This is a genomic window from Paracoccus sp. NBH48 (genome assembly GCF_015390265.1).
Classification (GTDB): domain Bacteria; phylum Pseudomonadota; class Alphaproteobacteria; order Rhodobacterales; family Rhodobacteraceae; genus Paracoccus; species Paracoccus marcusii.
In genome coordinates this window covers 318,462-333,268 of the sequence record NZ_VUOJ01000004.1, presented here as the reverse complement: position 1 = coordinate 333,268, position 14,807 = coordinate 318,462, and the positions used below count along the sequence as shown (strand labels likewise).

Sequence of the window (14,807 nt, the reverse complement as noted above, 5' to 3'; positions counted from 1 at the left end):
CGATGCGGCGCCGGATTTGGTTGGTCTTGGGATGGCTGTTTGCCTTGTGCGGGATCGTCGGTGTCGCCTTGCCGGTGGTGCCGACGGTCCCCTTCCTTCTGGTCGCCGCGTGGGCCTTTGCACGATCCTCTCCGACATTGGAGCGTCGGATCCTGGATCACCCCACCTACGGACCACCCGTGCGTGCGTGGCAGGAACGTGGTGTCGTTGGGCGGTTGGCCAAGATCTGGGCCATCACCGCGATGAGCTCCGGGGTCGGCATTTCGTGGTGGGTGGGGATGCCGCCTTGGGTCGTCGCGACTCAGGCGGCGATCTGTGGGCTGGTCGCGCTGTTTCTGGTAACGCGACCCAGCCAATAATCAGGATTTAGCAGTAAATTTCTTACTATATACTATATATGGTCAGCGATTGCCTCCAAGAAGCTGGCACAGCTGATCCAGCTGGTCCAGATCCCGATAGGTGATCGTCAACTGCCCACCATCCGCACCTCCATGTGAAATCTGCACGCGCATCTTCAGATGAGCACCCAGATCTGCCTCCAGCGCCTTGGTATCGGCATCCTTTGCAGCGCTTCGCGAGGCCTTGCGCGGCTTTTCGCCACCGTCCTGCGACAGCTTTCGCACCATCTCTTCGGTATCACGGACTGACAGGCCTTTTTCACTGACCCTACGGGCCAACTGCGCAGCGTTGGGAGCGGTAATCAAGGCGCGGGCGTGCCCCGCACTGAGCTTGCCGTCCTTGACCATATCCTGGACGGAATCGGGTAATGACAACAGCCTAAGAAGGTTTGCGATGTGACTGCGGCTCTTGTTCAGCGCTTCGGCCAGTTTTTCCTGCGTATGACCGAAACGGTCCATCAGTTGCCGGAACGATGCCGCTTCTTCGATCGCATTCAGGTCGGCACGCTGAATATTCTCGATAATGGCGACTTCCAAAACCTCTGTATCCGACATGTCTCGGACGATGACCGGCATCTCATGCAGTTGCGCCATCTGGCCTGCACGCCAGCGCCGTTCGCCCGCGACGATCTGATAGAGATCCTTGTCCTGTGGGTGGGGACGCACGATAAGGGGCTGAAGCACACCGCGCTGTCGCAGGGAGGCGGCAAGCTCCTGTAACGCGTCCGGATCGAAGGTACGACGCGGCTGGTCAGGATTAGCGGTGATCTGCTCGATCGGGAGCATCATGCGATCTCGCGATTGCGCAGGACCTGCGCTGTCCCCCAGGTCCATGTCGGCCATCAATGCGGACAGACCCCGGCCAAGGCCACGTTTCGCAATCTTGCTGTCCGACATCACGCAATCTCCGGGATCAGTTTCAGGCGCGCCGTGAATTCGGTCGCGAATTGACGATAGGCGTGGCTGCCCTTTGACGACGGATCATAGATCAACACCGGCTGTGCATGTGACGGGGCCTCGGACACGCGGACGTTTCTGGGAATGACCGTGGGATAGACAAGATCGCCAAGCGTCTCGCGCGCGTCTGCCTCCACCTGCTGCGACAAGTTGTTCCGATAATCGGACATCGTAAGAAGAATGCCATTTATGCGAAGCTTGGGATTGGCGCCTTGGCGGACCTGCTTCACCGTACCCAGCAATTGCGACAAACCCTCCAAAGCATAGAATTCCGCCTGAAGCGGAACAAGAACGCTGGATGCCGCGACCATCGCATTAACCGTCAACAGACCCAAGGCTGGAGGACAGTCGATCAGCACGATCGTTCCATGTGGTGCATCAGATAGCTGGCGTTCCAAAAGACGTGTGCGATCAGCAACTTGGGACAGTTGTACGTCGGCAGACGCAAGATCGGATGTCGATGGGACAACCCGCAGGTTCGGAACCGCAGTGTCAACGGCTGCAGTCATGAGATCCGCATCCCCGGTCAAAAGGTCATAGACCGTGAAATCACGGTCTTCAGTCCCAATCCCCAGTCCCGTTGACGCGTTTCCTTGAGGGTCCAGGTCGACAAGTATCGTCGGATAGCCTGCTTGCGCCAGGGCGGCACCCAAGTTAACAGCGGTCGTCGTCTTGCCAACGCCGCCCTTTTGGTTCGCGATTGCCACAATATGCTGTTCAGGCATGCGAGACTCCGGTAATTTTCAGGATGGCTGCGTCTGGATCTGTTTTACTTGGAAAGCTGGTAACGTCAAATCGCCATTCCTTCCTTGCTTCGGCGCATTCCGCTTTCCACGAACGGCCTTTCAGGAATATTGCGGTGCCGTTCTGGTGCATGTGCCTTTGGACCATCGAAAGAAGGGCCGATAATGGTGCAAGCGCCCGAGCAGAAACGAAGTTTGCGCCTAGTGGCGGAACATTTTCTATACGACCTGTCAGGATCGATACATTTTGCAACGATAGCTCTCGAATGACGGTGCGCAAAAACGCCGACTTCCGTTGATCGCTTTCAACTAAGGACACTGTCAGAGGGGCCTTCTGAGCATATATGGAGACAACTACTCCAGGGAGTCCGCCGCCGCTTCCAAGGTCTACCCAATTCCCTTCCGGAAATTGTAGTTGATTGAAGATCTGAATGCTGTCCTGAATATGTCTTGTGTTGAACTCCGGAAGTGTCGAAGGCGCAACCAAGTTTATTTTTGCATTCCATTTCCGTACGAGAGCTTCGTATGCAATAAGCCTCTCATGTGTTTCACGTGAAACAATCATGCAGTACGACGCACGCTTGTCTTCGAAGCGACGATCAATAGCGTCAAAGCGGCCGGCGTCATTCCTTCAATCTTTGAAGCCTCGAACACAGTTTTGGGTCGACGATCCGAAAGCTTTCCACGCAATTCAGACGAGAGACCACCCAAGCCGCTGTAGTCAATATCAGGGTCGAGAGATGTGGTCTCATTAGCTCTGATTAACTCAGCATCTTTATTTTGCCGATCAGTATACTGCTCGTACAAAGCATCGTTCCGAAGTTGCACCAATGTTTCACTGGAGACAGCAGCCAGTTCAGGAACAATATCTGCGAGTTTGTCCGGATTAATATCGCTATGACCGAGCAAGGTAAAGACAGTCCTTCTTTGCCCGTCCCTCGAGACGTGGAATCCGGCATTGCTCAGATCATTCGATGATAAGAAAACAGAACTGAGACGATCGCGTGCGTAAGTGTATTTCGATTGACGCGCCTGAAACGACACAGACCGTTCATTCGAAATGCACCCTATCTCCATTGCCATCGGGGTAAGACGTTGATCTGCATTGTCCGCCCGTAAGGTCAATCTGAACTCGGCGCGGGATGTAAACATACGGTAGGGTTCTGTCACGCCTCTCGTGACCAGATCATCGATCATCACACCGATATAGCTGTTTGTCCGACTAAAAGTTACAGGTGCCTTGTCTACCGCCTCAAGTGCGGCATTCAAGCCAGCAACGAGTCCCTGGGCAGCTGCTTCCTCGTATCCTGTCGTTCCGTTAATTTGCCCTGCCAAGAACAGGCCGCGAACTGATCTGACTGCAAGCGTCGTATCTAGGGACGTAGGGTCGATATAATCGTATTCGACCGCATACCCTGGCTGAGTGATCTCCGCGTTCTCCATCCCCCGGATGGAGCGAACATAAGCTAGCTGCACATCCTCAGGCAGAGAAGTTGAAATACCGTTTGGGTAAACGATGTCGCTATCCAATCCTTCCGGCTCTAGAAATACCTGATGAGAATCTTTGTCGGCAAAGCGAATTATTTTATCCTCGATCGAGGGGCAATATCTGGGTCCGCGACCACTGATGTGACCACCATACATCGCAGACTTCTGGATATTCTCGTTGATGATCCGGTGTGTCGTCGCATTTGTATGTGTGATCTTGCAATTGATTTGCTGAACCAACGACACCGCAGGAAGATAAGAGAAGGTGACCGGCGTTTCGTCACCTGGTTGAGATTCCAGACTATCCCAATCGATTGACGATTTTCTGATCCGCGGCGGCGTTCCAGTTTTCAGCCGACCCAGTGGCAGGCCAAACTTGGCAAGGCTTTCACCAAGCCTGCTTGCCGCCCTATCCCCCCAACGACCGGCAGGACGGCTGACGTCTCCAATATGTATCATGCCATTGAGGAACGTGCCTGTTGTTAAAACAACGGACTTAGCACGTACGTCTCTTCCGTCGGATAGGCTTACTCCTTCGACAACCTTTGCATCGCCAAGAAATTCAACAGCCTCGCCGAACACGATATCAACGCCAACGTAGCTGGAGATAAGCTCCCAAGCGGCGGCGCGATAAAGATCTCTATCCATCTGAGCCCTAGGCCCTTGAACTGCAGGCCCTTTTCGACGGTTCAGAAGCCTAAACTGGATACCTGCTTGGTCAGCCAAACGTCCCATCACGCCATCCATCGCGTCGACTTCACGGACTAAATGACCTTTGCCAAGTCCACCGATAGCAGGATTGCAGGATAACGTACCGATGTCCTCGCGGCGCATGGTGACCAGGGCTACGGTTGCACCAAGGCGCGCCGCAGCGGTAGCTGCTTCCAAGCCTGCATGCCCCCCACCGATGACTGCGACGTCGTAATGTTTCACGTGAAACAACTCCTACTTGCCGATGCAAAATGAGGAAAAGATAACATCAAGATAGTCGTCCGCACCGATTCTTCCAAGCAAACGATCTAACGATGCTGCAGATAGACGAAGCTTCTCCGCAATAAGTTCTGGGGGCAATCCCCCTACACCTTCAACTGCCTCAAGTGCGGTGATGATTTCTAAACGCTGCCGCTCATGACTGATCAGACCTGCAGAGGAAACACGGTTTCTCAGTATTTCACCGATGATACCAAGCATTTTATCAATACCATGCCCGGTCAGTGTGGATAGTGTCAGGTCGGCGTCACTTTCATGGATGTCAGCATGGCTGACCGCAATGACGTCATCAGGGTGCCAAAGTTCTTGAACGATATCCCCGTCACGCGAAAGATGGATACGCAGATCAGCACTTTTCGCGCGGTTCAATGCACGGTTTATCCCAATCCTCTCAACAGCATCCTCGGATTCCCGCAAACCTGCCGTATCAAGAAACGTCACGGGCAACCCGTTCAGATCAAACTTAAGTTCAATCACATCTCTTGTCGTTCCCTCCCGATCAGATACGATCGCCACATCTCTCTGGGCCAACCTGTTCAAGAGACTCGATTTTCCGGCATTTGGCGGTCCGATGATAGCGACTTCGAACCCCATCCTGAGCCGTTCGGCCGACGAGAATCCTGCCAACTCGCGCTGCAGCGCTTGGCGCAGTTCTGCGATTGCTTCGAAAACCCGATTGGGAACCTCATCAGGAACGTCTTCGTCTGCGAAATCAACACTGACCTCGACCAAAGCGCCAGCTTCAATCAGAAGTTGCCGCCATTCCAACGCCTTTTGGGCCAACTCGCCGCTCGCGTTGCGCAAGGCCAGCTTACGCTGAGCCTCGGTCTCTGCGGCAAGCAGATCACCCAGCCCCTCGATTTCGGCAAGATTCATCCGGCCGTTCAGAAAGGCTCGCCGTGTGAACTCACCCGCTTCCGCTGGTCTTGCACCCATGCACAGCAGCGCGGACCCGACTCGTCGTGAGATCACAGGTGCACCATGCAGATGCAGTTCTGCCACTTCGTCGCCGGTAAAACTCTGACCCTCTGGGAACCACATTGCCAAAACCTGATCGATTGGCTCGTCGTCGTGCCTCAAGGTCCGAAAATACGCATGACGCGCGTCAGGCATTTGGCCGACAAGACGCTCGGCAGTCAGCCGAGCATTCGTGCCGCTCAGACGGATGACAGAAACTCCCCCCCGCCCAGGCGGGGTGGCTTCTGCAAAGATCAGGTCCATGGCTGCCTCGTCAGGCGTTCATCGAGTCGAAGAACTCGGCGTTGCTCTTGGTCTGTTTCATCTTGGAAATCAGGAACTCTACAGCGTCGGTGGTGCCCATCGGGTTCAGGATGCGACGCAGCAGATAGGTCTTTTGCAGGTCCTTGCTGTCGACCAGCAGTTCCTCTTTCCGCGTACCGGATTTCAGGATGTCCATGGCTGGGAAGACGCGTTTGTCTGCAACCTTGCGGTCCAGGACGATCTCGCTATTGCCCGTACCCTTGAATTCTTCAAAGATCACCTCGTCCATGCGCGATCCGGTGTCGATCAGCGCCGTGGCGATGATTGTCAGGCTGCCACCTTCCTCGATATTGCGTGCCGCACCGAAGAACCGCTTGGGCCGCTGCAATGCATTCGCATCGACACCGCCGGTCAGGACCTTGCCCGAGCTTGGGACAACAGTATTGAATGCTCTACCAAGTCTTGTGATAGAGTCCAAGAGAATCACAACATCTCGTTTATGCTCGACCAGACGCTTTGCCTTTTCAATGACCATCTCGGACACCGCAACGTGGCGGCTGGCCGGTTCATCGAAGGTCGAGGACACGACCTCGCCGCGCACGCTGCGCTGCATGTCGGTCACTTCCTCGGGGCGCTCGTCGATCAGCAGGACGATCAGATAGCATTCCGGATGGTTTTTCTCGATCGAATGAGCGATGTTCTGCAGCAGAACCGTCTTGCCCGTCCGCGGCGGTGCCACGATCAACGACCGCTGACCCTTGCCGATCGGCGCCACCAGATCGATGATCCGGGCACTGCGATCCTTCACCGTGGGATCCTCGATCTCCATGTTCAGGCGTTCGTCGGGGTAAAGCGGCGTCAGGTTGTCGAATGCGACCTTGTGACGGGCCTTTTCCGGCTCTTCAAAGTTGATCTTCTCGACTTTCGTCAGCGCAAAATACCGTTCGTTGTCGCCAGGCGCACGGATGACGCCGTCCACCGTGTCGCCCGTACGCAGCGAGTGCTGACGGATCATGTCCGGGCTGACATAAATGTCGTCCGGTCCGGGCAGATAGTTCGCCTCGGTCGACCGCAGAAAGCCGAAGCCGTCCTGGACGACCTCCAGCACGCCTTCGCCGCCGATCTCCCAGCCCTCCTCGGCATGCTCCTTGAGGATCGAGAACATCATCTCGCCCTTGCGCATGGTTGAGGCGTTCTCGATCTCCCACTCCTCGGCCATCGACAGCAGGTCGGCGGGGCTCTTTGCCTTGAGGTCGGACAGATTCAGGCGTTCTTCGGTCATTCTGATGCAAACTTTCGGCCGCGCGACGTATCGGACGGAGCAGACAGGTGTTCAAGGGAATCCCGTACCGGACGGCCGGGGTTGGGGCGCAAATAAGGCCGCGCCGGTCACGAGTCAATCTTTTCGATCAGAACTTGACGATCACGGCGGTCACGATCCCGACCATCAGCAGGGTCGGGACCTCGTTCATCATCCGATAGGACCGCCCGGCACGGGCCATTCCGGCCGACAGATGCCGCCGTTCGCGCGCGCACCACATGTGAAACACGCTCATCGCGATCACGCAGGCCGCCTTGACCCACGGCCAGGTCATGTCCCAGCTGACGATGCCCGGCGTCATCACCAGGGCCAATCCGCTGACCCACGTGGCGATCATCGCCGGGTTCATGATCAGCCGCAGCAGCTTCTGTTCCATGATCACGAAGCTTGCGACCGGTTCGGCCGATTCTCCTCGGCGTTCGGCGTGATAGACGAACAGCCTGGGCAGGTAGAACAGGCCCGCCATCCACGAAATGACGGCCATGACGTGGAACGCCTTCACATAGGGATAAATCAGGGCCAGTCCGTCGATCATCGCGAAACCTCTCTTCGGTCTTCTCTTAAATAAGAAAGATAAAGAAAGGAATGTTGTTGAAGTAGGGCCTGTGGATAGCAGGAATTGGACTCTGTTCACCGGGATTTCCTCAGAATCGGCCGTTGTGGACAAGCATGTGCGAAAGCGGAAAGCCGACCTGAAAACCGTTTGTAAACAAAGCGATCATATGTGGATAACTTTGCGGATAATGATCTGGCCGCTGATTCCTCCACAGGCCGCCCGATCGGGATGCCCGATTCGTCCCCCTGTGGAAAACGCCCTGCTGTTTTTGCTTTGTTCCAAGGGCAAATCAGGACAGGCAGGGGATTGACGCGGGTTGCCACCAACCCCGGCGCCGATTCCTCCGAGGATTTGTCCACAGCGTGCCTGCCCGATCCGCCACGGATATGCCGCCACATGCCGACAGGGGCTTTCGCCACGCCGTCCGTGTGCCTAGTCTGCACCGAAAGACGCCATGTGATGATCAAGCCGATGCAAGACGACCTGCCCGCCAGCCAGATCACCCACGCGCCCCTGGCCGGCGTGATCGGCATGCCCATCGCGCATTCGCGCTCTCCGCGCCTGCACGGACATTGGTTGGCCCGCTATGGCCTGCCCGGCCATTACGTGCCGATCCCGGTAATGCCCGAACATCTGGCCGAGGTTCTGCGCATCCTGCCGCGTGCCGGTTTCGTCGGCGCCAATGTCACCATTCCCCACAAGGAGGCGGTCCTGACGCTGGCGGACACGGTCACGGACCGCGCGGCCCTGATCGGTGCCGCCAACACGCTGATCTTTCGCCCCGACGGCAAGATCCATGCCGACAATACCGACGGCTATGGCTTCATCGCGAACCTGCGGCAGAACGAACCCGACTGGCAGCCCGATCTGGGCCCCGCCGCGGTGATCGGTGCGGGGGGTGCGGCACGCGCGGTGGTCGCCTCCCTGCTGGACAGCGGCGTCAAGGAGTTGCGCATCGCCAACCGGACGCGGCTGCGGGCGGAACAGATCAAGGCAGAGTTCGGGGCGCGGCTGGTCGTCTATGACTGGGCCCAGGTCGGCAACATGCTGGAAGGCGCATCCACCGTCGTCAACGCCACCTCGCTTGGGATGGATGGAAAACAGCCGCTGCGGGTGCCACTGGACGCGCTGTCGCCCGGCGCCTTGGTCACAGACCTGGTCTATACCCCGCTGATGACCCCCTTCCTGACCGAGGCGCAGGCCCGCGGATGCCGCGTGGTCGATGGTCTGGGAATGCTGCTGCACCAGGCGGCCCCAGGCTTTGAACGCTGGTTCGGCCAGCGCCCCGATGTCGACGACGAGGCGCGGCGGGTCGCGCTGGAATGACCTTTCGTCTTGGCCTGACCGGCAGCATCGGCATGGGCAAATCCACCACGGCACAGATGTTCCGCGATCTTGGTCACCCGGTCTGGGACGCGGATCAGGCCGTCCATCGTCTGTATGCCCCGGGCGGATCGGCCGTGGCGCCGGTCGCCGCCGCCTTTCCCGCGGCCTTGGCTCAGGGCGGAATCGACCGGGGCGCGCTGAAGACCGCGCTTGCCGCCGACCCTGCCGCACTGGCGCGGCTGGAGGGGATCGTCCACCCCCTGGTTGCACGGGACAGGCAGGATTTCCTGGCGCGACATGTGGGCGCACCCCTGGTCGTCCTGGACATCCCCCTGCTGTTCGAAAGCGCACATCCCCCCGATCTGGATGGGATCGCAGTGGTGTCCACCGATCCTGCCACTCAGGCGGCCCGCGTGCTTGCGCGTCCGGGCATGACGCGCGATACGCTAGCCATGATCCTGGCACGCCAGATGCCCGACGCGGACAAGCGTGCGCGCGCCGACTGGATCATTCCGACCGACAGCCTGGATGGCGCCCGTGCCGCCGTCGCCCGCATCGTGAACGAGGTTGCCCCCCATGCGTGAGATCGTCCTGGACACCGAAACCACCGGCTTCGACGCCGAGGGTGCCGACCGCATCGTCGAGATCGGCGCGCTGGAGTTGATGAACCACCTGCCCACCGGGCGCACCTTCCACGTCTACATCAACCCCGAACGGTCGATGCCCAAGGAGGCGTTCGACGTCCACGGCCTGGGCGACGACTTTCTGCGCGACAAGCCGAAATTCGCGGCGATCGTCAGTGATTTCATGGACTTCATCGCCGACGACGCTAAGCTGGTGATCCACAATGCCAGCTTCGACATGAAATTCCTGAACGCTGAACTGAAACGCGCGGGGCACAAGCCGCTGCCATGGTCGCGGGCGCTGGACACGCTGATGCTGGCACGCGAGAAGTTTCCCGGATCGCCCGCGACGCTGGATGCGCTGTGCCGCCGCTTCGGCGTGGACAATTCGGGTCGCGAGCTGCACGGTGCCTTGCTGGACAGCGAACTGCTGGCCGAGGTCTATCTGGAACTGATCGGTGGACGGCAGCCCGACCTGGTCCTGGACAAGCCCGGTGCACAGGACGACGCTGCCCGCAGCCCCGACGGCCAGATGCGCCCGCGCGCCGCGCGTCCCCGCCCCCTGCCGCCCCGCCTGACCCGGGACGAGGCGCAGGCCCATGCCCAATTCGTGGCCAAGCTGGGCGAGGATTCGGTCTGGGCGCGCTTCGCCACGACCTGACGGCGGTCTTGCGCGGGCCGGTTTCGCGGACCATGCTGACGAAAAGAGATGCGGGGCGGGATGCTGGACTGGCTGCGGGATCTGGGATCATTCTGGGGCGCCATCTTCGAGCGGATGGACAAGACCCACATGACGCTGATCGCGGCGGGCGTCGCGTTCTATGCGATGTTTGCGGTGTTTCCCGGACTGGCCGCGATCATCGCGCTGTGGAGCCTGTGGTTCGACCCGATGGTGGTCCTGACCTATCTGGACGTCGCGCATGAATTCCTGCCTGACGGCGCGTCCGACATCGTCGACGACCAGGTGACCACGCTGACGCAAAATGGCCAGACCTCGGTCGGGTGGACGTCATTCGTGTCGTTCATGATCGCCACCGTCGCGGCGCGGGCGGGGGTGGACGCCCTGATCCGCGGTTTGAACGCCGCCTATGGGGTGCGGGCGCATTCGACGATCTTCGGCTTCGTGCTGGCCTATGCGCTGACACTGGTGATCGTCGGGATCTCCCTTGCGGGGCTGGCGACGATCGTTGTGGTGCCGGTGCTGCTGAACTTCCTGGTCTTTGCGCCGGTGCGGGCATCGTTGCTGACGGTGCTGCCTTGGGCGGGGATGTTCCTGCTGGTGATCGTGACCATCGGGGTGCTGTATCGCTACGGTCCCAACGTCAAGACGCCGCGGACGCCGATCTTCACCTGGGGAGCACTGTTCGCGGCCGTGCTGTGGTCGGCGGGGTCGATCGCCTTTTCCGCCTATCTGGGCAGCTTCAACAGCTACAACCGCATCTACGGCTCGATCGGGACCGTGGTGGCGCTGTTGATGTGGTTCTATCTGGCGGGGTTCTCGGTGCTGCTGGGCGCGCTGATCAATGTCGAACTGGCGCGGCGTCGCCGGATGCGTGCGGCACGCGAGGCACGGCGCGGCTTTGACGAACTGCTGGCCGAGAAGGCAAAGTGAAAGGGGCGCCCGGTCCGGGGCGCCCCTGTTCTTGTCCTCAGGCGTTCAGGCCCTCGGTCGAGGCAAAGAACATCGCCTGGCTGACCGCCGAACGCACCTGCTCCTCGCTGTAGGGCTTGGAGATCAGGAAGGCCGGCTCCGGGCGGTCGCCCGTCAGCAGGCGTTCCGGGAAGGCGGTGATGAAGATCACCGGGATGTCGCCCATGCTGCCCAGCAGCTCGTTGACGGCGTCGACGCCCGACGATCCGTCGGCCAGCTGGATGTCGGCCAGGATTAGGTCGGGACGGTGCTTGCCCGCCAGCTCGATCGCGGCGGTGTGTGTGCGGGCGACGCCGGTGACTTCGTGGCCCATCGCCTGGACGATGCCCTTCAGGTCCATCGCGATGATCATCTCATCCTCGATGACCATGACCTTGCCGCGCAGCGCCTGGCCCATCTCGTTCAGCGCGATCTGGACCAGTTCCTCCGCCTCGGCGGCCTCGATCTGCATCACGCGGGCGATCTGGTCGGCGCGCAGCTCCTCGATCGTGCGCAGCAACAGGGCCTCGCGCGAGTTTGGCGTCAGGCCGCGCAGATGGCCCTGGGCCCGGCGTTCACGTTCGGACATCTCGGCATCGTCCACCGGCTGGCCCGAGCTTTGCCAGATCACGTGGAATGTCTTGAACAGCGCGATGCGCAGGTCGTCTTCGCCGTCCAGGACGCTGCGATCGGTCAGGATCGCCTCCAGCGTGGCGGCTGCATAATTGTCGCCGGCGCGCTGGCTGCCGGTCAGGGCGCGCGCATAGCGACGCAGAAACGGAAGCTCGCGCCCGATGGATTGGGCCAGATCGGCAACAGTCATTACACAGTCCTCTTAAATCGCGTATTGCAGGGAACCAACTGAACCCCCTATCGGTTGCATGCTGTGCGCACAAGTTTGTCGGGACTGACACGAATATGACACCAAAGCGAGACGACCGCAGGAGAGCGGCTGTGGAAAAACAGATCGATGAGAACCTGAAACGCGTCTATGAGCAGGATGCAACTGACCAGATCCCCGATCGGTTTCTGGAACTGCTGAAGAAGTTGAAGGAACAGGAATGATCCGTTTCCCGGCCCGGCGTTCCTCGATCCCCAAGCTTTCCGGTGTTTCATTTCCATGACCAATTCCCCTTCGGTTCATCCGCGCGACCAGCTGGTCGACCACCTGCCCGCATTGCGGGCCTTTGCGCTGTCGCTGACCCGCGAGGGGGCGTCGGCCGACGATCTGGTGCAGGACACCATCGTCAAGGCGTGGACGAACATGGACAAGTTCCAGGCCGGAACGAACCTGCGCGCCTGGCTGTTCACCATCCTGCGCAACACGTTCTATTCGTCGCGCCGCAAGACCAAGCGTGAGGTCAGCGACAGCGACGGCATCCATGCCGCCCGCCAGGCGACGCGGCCCGATCATGACGGGCGCCTTGCCCTTCGCGACTTCCGCGCAGCCTTCGACAAGCTGCCCGACGAACAGCGCGAGGCACTGATCCTGGTCGGCGCATCGGGGTTTTCCTATGAGGAGGCGGCCGAGATGACCAAGGTCGCCGTCGGCACGGTCAAGTCGCGCGCCAATCGCGGGCGCCGCAAGCTGGCTGAACTGCTGCACCTGGAACAGGGTGAGGAGTTGAGCATGACAGACCAGGCGACCCTGGCCGTCATGGCGCAGAACAACTACAGTTCTCGCTGAGGCGGGCGGTGTGCTGAGGCGGATCACCCAACGGATGGAATTCACGCGGCGTCTCGGGTTTCGGCTCGGGGCGCTGTTGTCCATTGCGATCCTTCCGATCGGCCTGATCTCTCTTGTCCAGAACCTGCACCTGTCGCGCGAGGCGGAACGCAGTGCCGAAATCGCGCTGCTGGGCCGGACCGCATCGGCCGCCGCCGGAGAGCGGGCCCTGCTGCAAAGCGCATTGGGGGCCGCCGACGCCCTGGGCCCCGCGATCCTGGAAAGCGCCGGCCAGCCCGGCATGTGTTCGGATCTGCTGCGCAATTTCGTGCAGCGCAGCGGCACCTATCGCCATGCGGCCTTCGTGCCGGTGGATGGGCGCGTCGAATGCAGTTCCGCCGGGCCGGACGACCCGCAGCTGGACCTGTCGAACAGCGACATGGTCCGCGATTTCATGCAGAATCCGATGACCGCGGTGACCGCCATGGCCCAGGGGCCGGTCAGCCGGGAACCCGTCGTTGTCGTGCTGCAGCCCCTGTATCGCGACCGCGAATTCCTGGGCCTGACCGCCCTGTCCCTGACGCAGGAGCTGCTGCGTTCCACCCATGCGATGGATTTCGGGACCGAGGGCGCGCGTATCCTGACCTTCAACAATTCCGGCCGCGTGCTGATCGCGGATACCAGCCAAGGCGACGACCCAGCCCAGCTGCTGCCCCGCGACGTGCCCCTGGTCAGCCTGCCCGGACAAGGAGAAGCGACCTTCCGCGCCCGCGCCAACAGCGGAGAGATGCGCGTCTTCACCGTCGTGCCGGTGGTCCCCGGCCTGGTCTATGCCCTTGGCAGCTGGAGCCCCAGCATCGCCGGCGTCGGCCTGTTCCAGCTGTCGCGCTTTGGCGCGGTCATGTTGCCGGTGGCACTGTGGGTTGTGTCGTTGGCGGTCGCCTATTTCGCGGTGTTCCGGCTGGTCCTGCGCCACATCACCGTCCTGCGCGGACAGATGCGTCGTTTCGCCATCGGCAATCGCGACAGCCCGCCCCCTGTCCTGGCGGATGCGCCGACCGAGATCGCAGATGTCAGCCAGACCTTTCATAACATGGCCCGCATCCTGATCCGCGACGAAGAGGCGATGGAGCAGGCCGTCGCCGAAAAGACCGTCCTCCTCAAGGAGGTCCATCACCGGGTCAAGAACAACCTTCAGTTGATCGCCTCGATCATCAACATGCAAAGCCGCCTGATCGACGACCGCGACGCCAAGCGCGTGCTGCGCTCGGTCCAGGACCGGGTGGCGGCGCTGGCCACGATCTATCGCAACCTGTATCAGGCCGAACAACTGGATCAGGTCTATGCCGACCGGTTGATCGCCGACATCATCGCCCAGCTGACCACCGCATCGGCCAGCGCAGGCCGTCACCTGCAGGTTCAGACCGACATCCAGCCGCTGACGATGCTGCCCGACCAGGCGGTGCCGTTGACCCTGCTGACGACCGAAGCCTTCACCAACGCCATGAAATACGCGGGCAATCCGGCGGATGGCGGCGATCCGTGGGTGCGCGTGTCGTTGACCTCTCCCACGCCGGGGCAGGGCCTTCTGGAGGTGGTGAACTCCACCGGCCCGGACGAGGCCGCGGGCGGCACTGGCTTGGGCAGCCAGCTGATCGAGGCGTTCTCGATGCAGCTGGAGGGCGATGTCACCACCGATTCCCAGCCCGGCGCCTATCGCCTGGCGCTGACCTTCCGGCTTGGCCAGGCCGGTTCCGCGGGCGGAAACAGCCCGCGACAGGTCGTCCTGACATCGGCGGCGCGGGCCGGATCGCGGCATTAGCGCCGCGCCTGCGTGCAATTCTGCGTGGCCCGCTCGCGCCATGCTTGCACCGCAGGCCGTCAGGCT

16 protein-coding genes are annotated in these 14,807 nt (G+C 60.4%); 8 read left to right on the top strand and 8 right to left on the bottom strand.

Annotated features, from left to right (window positions below; all coding sequences use genetic code 11):
* The first annotated feature begins 2 nt into the window (after nucleotides 1–2).
* On the top strand, nucleotides 3–359 hold the full coding sequence (locus tag F1642_RS08475) for a YbaN family protein (protein WP_194885994.1): 357 nt from the start codon (nucleotides 3–5) through the stop codon (nucleotides 357–359).
* 42 nt (nucleotides 360–401) lie between these two features.
* Here the strand turns inward: F1642_RS08475 and F1642_RS08470 are convergent, their stop codons facing one another.
* The 7 genes from F1642_RS08470 to F1642_RS08440 form a co-directional block, all read right to left on the bottom strand.
* Nucleotides 402–1,295, bottom strand: coding sequence for a ParB/RepB/Spo0J family partition protein (locus F1642_RS08470; protein WP_194885993.1), 894 nt, complete (start codon nucleotides 1,293–1,295; stop codon nucleotides 402–404).
* Nucleotides 1,295–2,080 (bottom strand): ParA family protein, encoded by a 786-nt coding sequence (locus tag F1642_RS08465; protein ID WP_045981902.1) that lies wholly within the window; start codon nucleotides 2,078–2,080, stop codon nucleotides 1,295–1,297. Before F1642_RS08465 ends, F1642_RS08470 begins: the two co-directional genes overlap by 1 nt.
* Nucleotides 2,073–2,663 carry a 16S rRNA (guanine(527)-N(7))-methyltransferase RsmG gene (gene rsmG, locus F1642_RS08460; RefSeq protein ID WP_084693810.1) on the bottom strand — a complete coding sequence of 197 codons (591 nt, stop codon included), beginning with the start codon at nucleotides 2,661–2,663 and terminating at the stop codon, nucleotides 2,073–2,075. The genes F1642_RS08465 and rsmG overlap by 8 nt, the downstream gene beginning before the upstream one ends.
* Nucleotides 2,660–4,519 carry a tRNA uridine-5-carboxymethylaminomethyl(34) synthesis enzyme MnmG gene (mnmG, locus tag F1642_RS08455; RefSeq protein WP_194885992.1) on the bottom strand — a complete coding sequence of 620 codons (1,860 nt, stop codon included), beginning with the start codon at nucleotides 4,517–4,519 and terminating at the stop codon, nucleotides 2,660–2,662. Before mnmG ends, rsmG begins: the two co-directional genes overlap by 4 nt.
* Before the next feature lie 12 nt (nucleotides 4,520–4,531).
* Nucleotides 4,532–5,797 carry a tRNA uridine-5-carboxymethylaminomethyl(34) synthesis GTPase MnmE gene (mnmE, locus tag F1642_RS08450; protein WP_194885991.1) on the bottom strand — a complete coding sequence of 422 codons (1,266 nt, stop codon included), beginning with the start codon at nucleotides 5,795–5,797 and terminating at the stop codon, nucleotides 4,532–4,534.
* 10 nt (nucleotides 5,798–5,807) lie between these two features.
* Nucleotides 5,808–7,079: a transcription termination factor Rho gene (gene rho, locus F1642_RS08445; RefSeq protein WP_045981904.1), complete on the bottom strand. Its 1,272-nt coding sequence runs from the start codon at nucleotides 7,077–7,079 to the stop codon at nucleotides 5,808–5,810.
* A 127-nt stretch (nucleotides 7,080–7,206) separates the two neighbouring features.
* The gene (locus tag F1642_RS08440; RefSeq protein WP_194885990.1) at nucleotides 7,207–7,653 is read right to left on the bottom strand and encodes a CopD family protein; all 447 of its coding nucleotides are present in this window, start codon (nucleotides 7,651–7,653) and stop codon (nucleotides 7,207–7,209) included.
* A 492-nt stretch (nucleotides 7,654–8,145) separates the two neighbouring features.
* Here F1642_RS08440 and F1642_RS08435 point away from each other — a divergent pair, with 492 nt between their 5' ends.
* The 4 genes from F1642_RS08435 to F1642_RS08420 are packed head-to-tail and all read left to right on the top strand — an operon-like array spanning nucleotide 8,146 to nucleotide 11,235.
* Entirely contained in the window at nucleotides 8,146–9,000 is an 855-nt protein-coding gene (locus tag F1642_RS08435) for a shikimate dehydrogenase (RefSeq protein ID WP_045981968.1), read from the top strand.
* On the top strand, nucleotides 8,997–9,584 hold the full coding sequence (coaE, locus tag F1642_RS08430; protein ID WP_194885989.1) for a dephospho-CoA kinase: 588 nt from the start codon (nucleotides 8,997–8,999) through the stop codon (nucleotides 9,582–9,584). The genes F1642_RS08435 and coaE overlap by 4 nt, the downstream gene beginning before the upstream one ends.
* Nucleotides 9,577–10,284, top strand: a complete 708-nt coding sequence (gene dnaQ, locus F1642_RS08425; RefSeq protein ID WP_194885988.1) for a DNA polymerase III subunit epsilon — start codon at nucleotides 9,577–9,579, stop codon at nucleotides 10,282–10,284. The genes coaE and dnaQ overlap by 8 nt, the downstream gene beginning before the upstream one ends.
* Before the next feature lie 60 nt (nucleotides 10,285–10,344).
* On the top strand, nucleotides 10,345–11,235 hold the full coding sequence (locus tag F1642_RS08420) for a YihY/virulence factor BrkB family protein (protein WP_232303326.1): 891 nt from the start codon (nucleotides 10,345–10,347) through the stop codon (nucleotides 11,233–11,235).
* 37 nt (nucleotides 11,236–11,272) lie between these two features.
* Here the strand turns inward: F1642_RS08420 and F1642_RS08415 are convergent, their stop codons facing one another.
* Complete coding sequence (locus tag F1642_RS08415; RefSeq protein WP_194885987.1) at nucleotides 11,273–12,076, bottom strand: response regulator; 804 nt, start codon at nucleotides 12,074–12,076, stop codon at nucleotides 11,273–11,275.
* Between the two features lie 131 nt (nucleotides 12,077–12,207).
* Between F1642_RS08415 and F1642_RS08410 the strand changes: the two genes are divergently transcribed.
* The 3 genes from F1642_RS08410 (at nucleotide 12,208) to F1642_RS08400 (ending at nucleotide 14,741) form a co-directional block, all read left to right on the top strand.
* Nucleotides 12,208–12,318 carry a NepR family anti-sigma factor gene (locus F1642_RS08410; RefSeq protein ID WP_231558891.1) on the top strand — a complete coding sequence of 37 codons (111 nt, stop codon included), beginning with the start codon at nucleotides 12,208–12,210 and terminating at the stop codon, nucleotides 12,316–12,318.
* Nucleotides 12,319–12,373: 55 nt separating this feature from the next.
* The gene (locus tag F1642_RS08405) at nucleotides 12,374–12,940 is read left to right on the top strand and encodes an RNA polymerase sigma factor (protein WP_045981909.1); all 567 of its coding nucleotides are present in this window, start codon (nucleotides 12,374–12,376) and stop codon (nucleotides 12,938–12,940) included.
* A 76-nt stretch (nucleotides 12,941–13,016) separates the two neighbouring features.
* Nucleotides 13,017–14,741, top strand: coding sequence for a sensor histidine kinase (locus tag F1642_RS08400; RefSeq protein ID WP_255522284.1), 1,725 nt, complete (start codon nucleotides 13,017–13,019; stop codon nucleotides 14,739–14,741).
* Nucleotides 14,742–14,807 lie beyond the last annotated feature (66 nt).

Bases quoted from the DNA above. Each gene is read 5' to 3' on its own strand.
- F1642_RS08405 (WP_045981909.1), top strand. From the start codon at position 12,374: ATGACCAATTCCCCTTCGGTTCATCCGCGCGACCAGCTGGTCGACCAC.
- F1642_RS08440 (WP_194885990.1), bottom strand. From the start codon at position 7,653: ATGATCGACGGACTGGCCCTGATTTATCCCTATGTGAAGGCGTTCCAC.
- F1642_RS08470 (WP_194885993.1), bottom strand. From the start codon at position 1,295: ATGTCGGACAGCAAGATTGCGAAACGTGGCCTTGGCCGGGGTCTGTCC.
- F1642_RS08435 (WP_045981968.1), top strand. From the start codon at position 8,146: ATGCAAGACGACCTGCCCGCCAGCCAGATCACCCACGCGCCCCTGGCC.
- dnaQ (WP_194885988.1), top strand. From the start codon at position 9,577: ATGCGTGAGATCGTCCTGGACACCGAAACCACCGGCTTCGACGCCGAG.
- F1642_RS08475 (WP_194885994.1), top strand. From the start codon at position 3: ATGCGGCGCCGGATTTGGTTGGTCTTGGGATGGCTGTTTGCCTTGTGC.
- rho (WP_045981904.1), bottom strand. From the start codon at position 7,079: ATGACCGAAGAACGCCTGAATCTGTCCGACCTCAAGGCAAAGAGCCCC.
- coaE (WP_194885989.1), top strand. From the start codon at position 8,997: ATGACCTTTCGTCTTGGCCTGACCGGCAGCATCGGCATGGGCAAATCC.
- F1642_RS08415 (WP_194885987.1), bottom strand. From the start codon at position 12,076: ATGACTGTTGCCGATCTGGCCCAATCCATCGGGCGCGAGCTTCCGTTT.
- F1642_RS08420 (WP_232303326.1), top strand. From the start codon at position 10,345: ATGCTGGACTGGCTGCGGGATCTGGGATCATTCTGGGGCGCCATCTTC.
- mnmE (WP_194885991.1), bottom strand. From the start codon at position 5,797: ATGGACCTGATCTTTGCAGAAGCCACCCCGCCTGGGCGGGGGGGAGTT.
- rsmG (WP_084693810.1), bottom strand. From the start codon at position 2,663: ATGATTGTTTCACGTGAAACACATGAGAGGCTTATTGCATACGAAGCT.
- F1642_RS08465 (WP_045981902.1), bottom strand. From the start codon at position 2,080: ATGCCTGAACAGCATATTGTGGCAATCGCGAACCAAAAGGGCGGCGTT.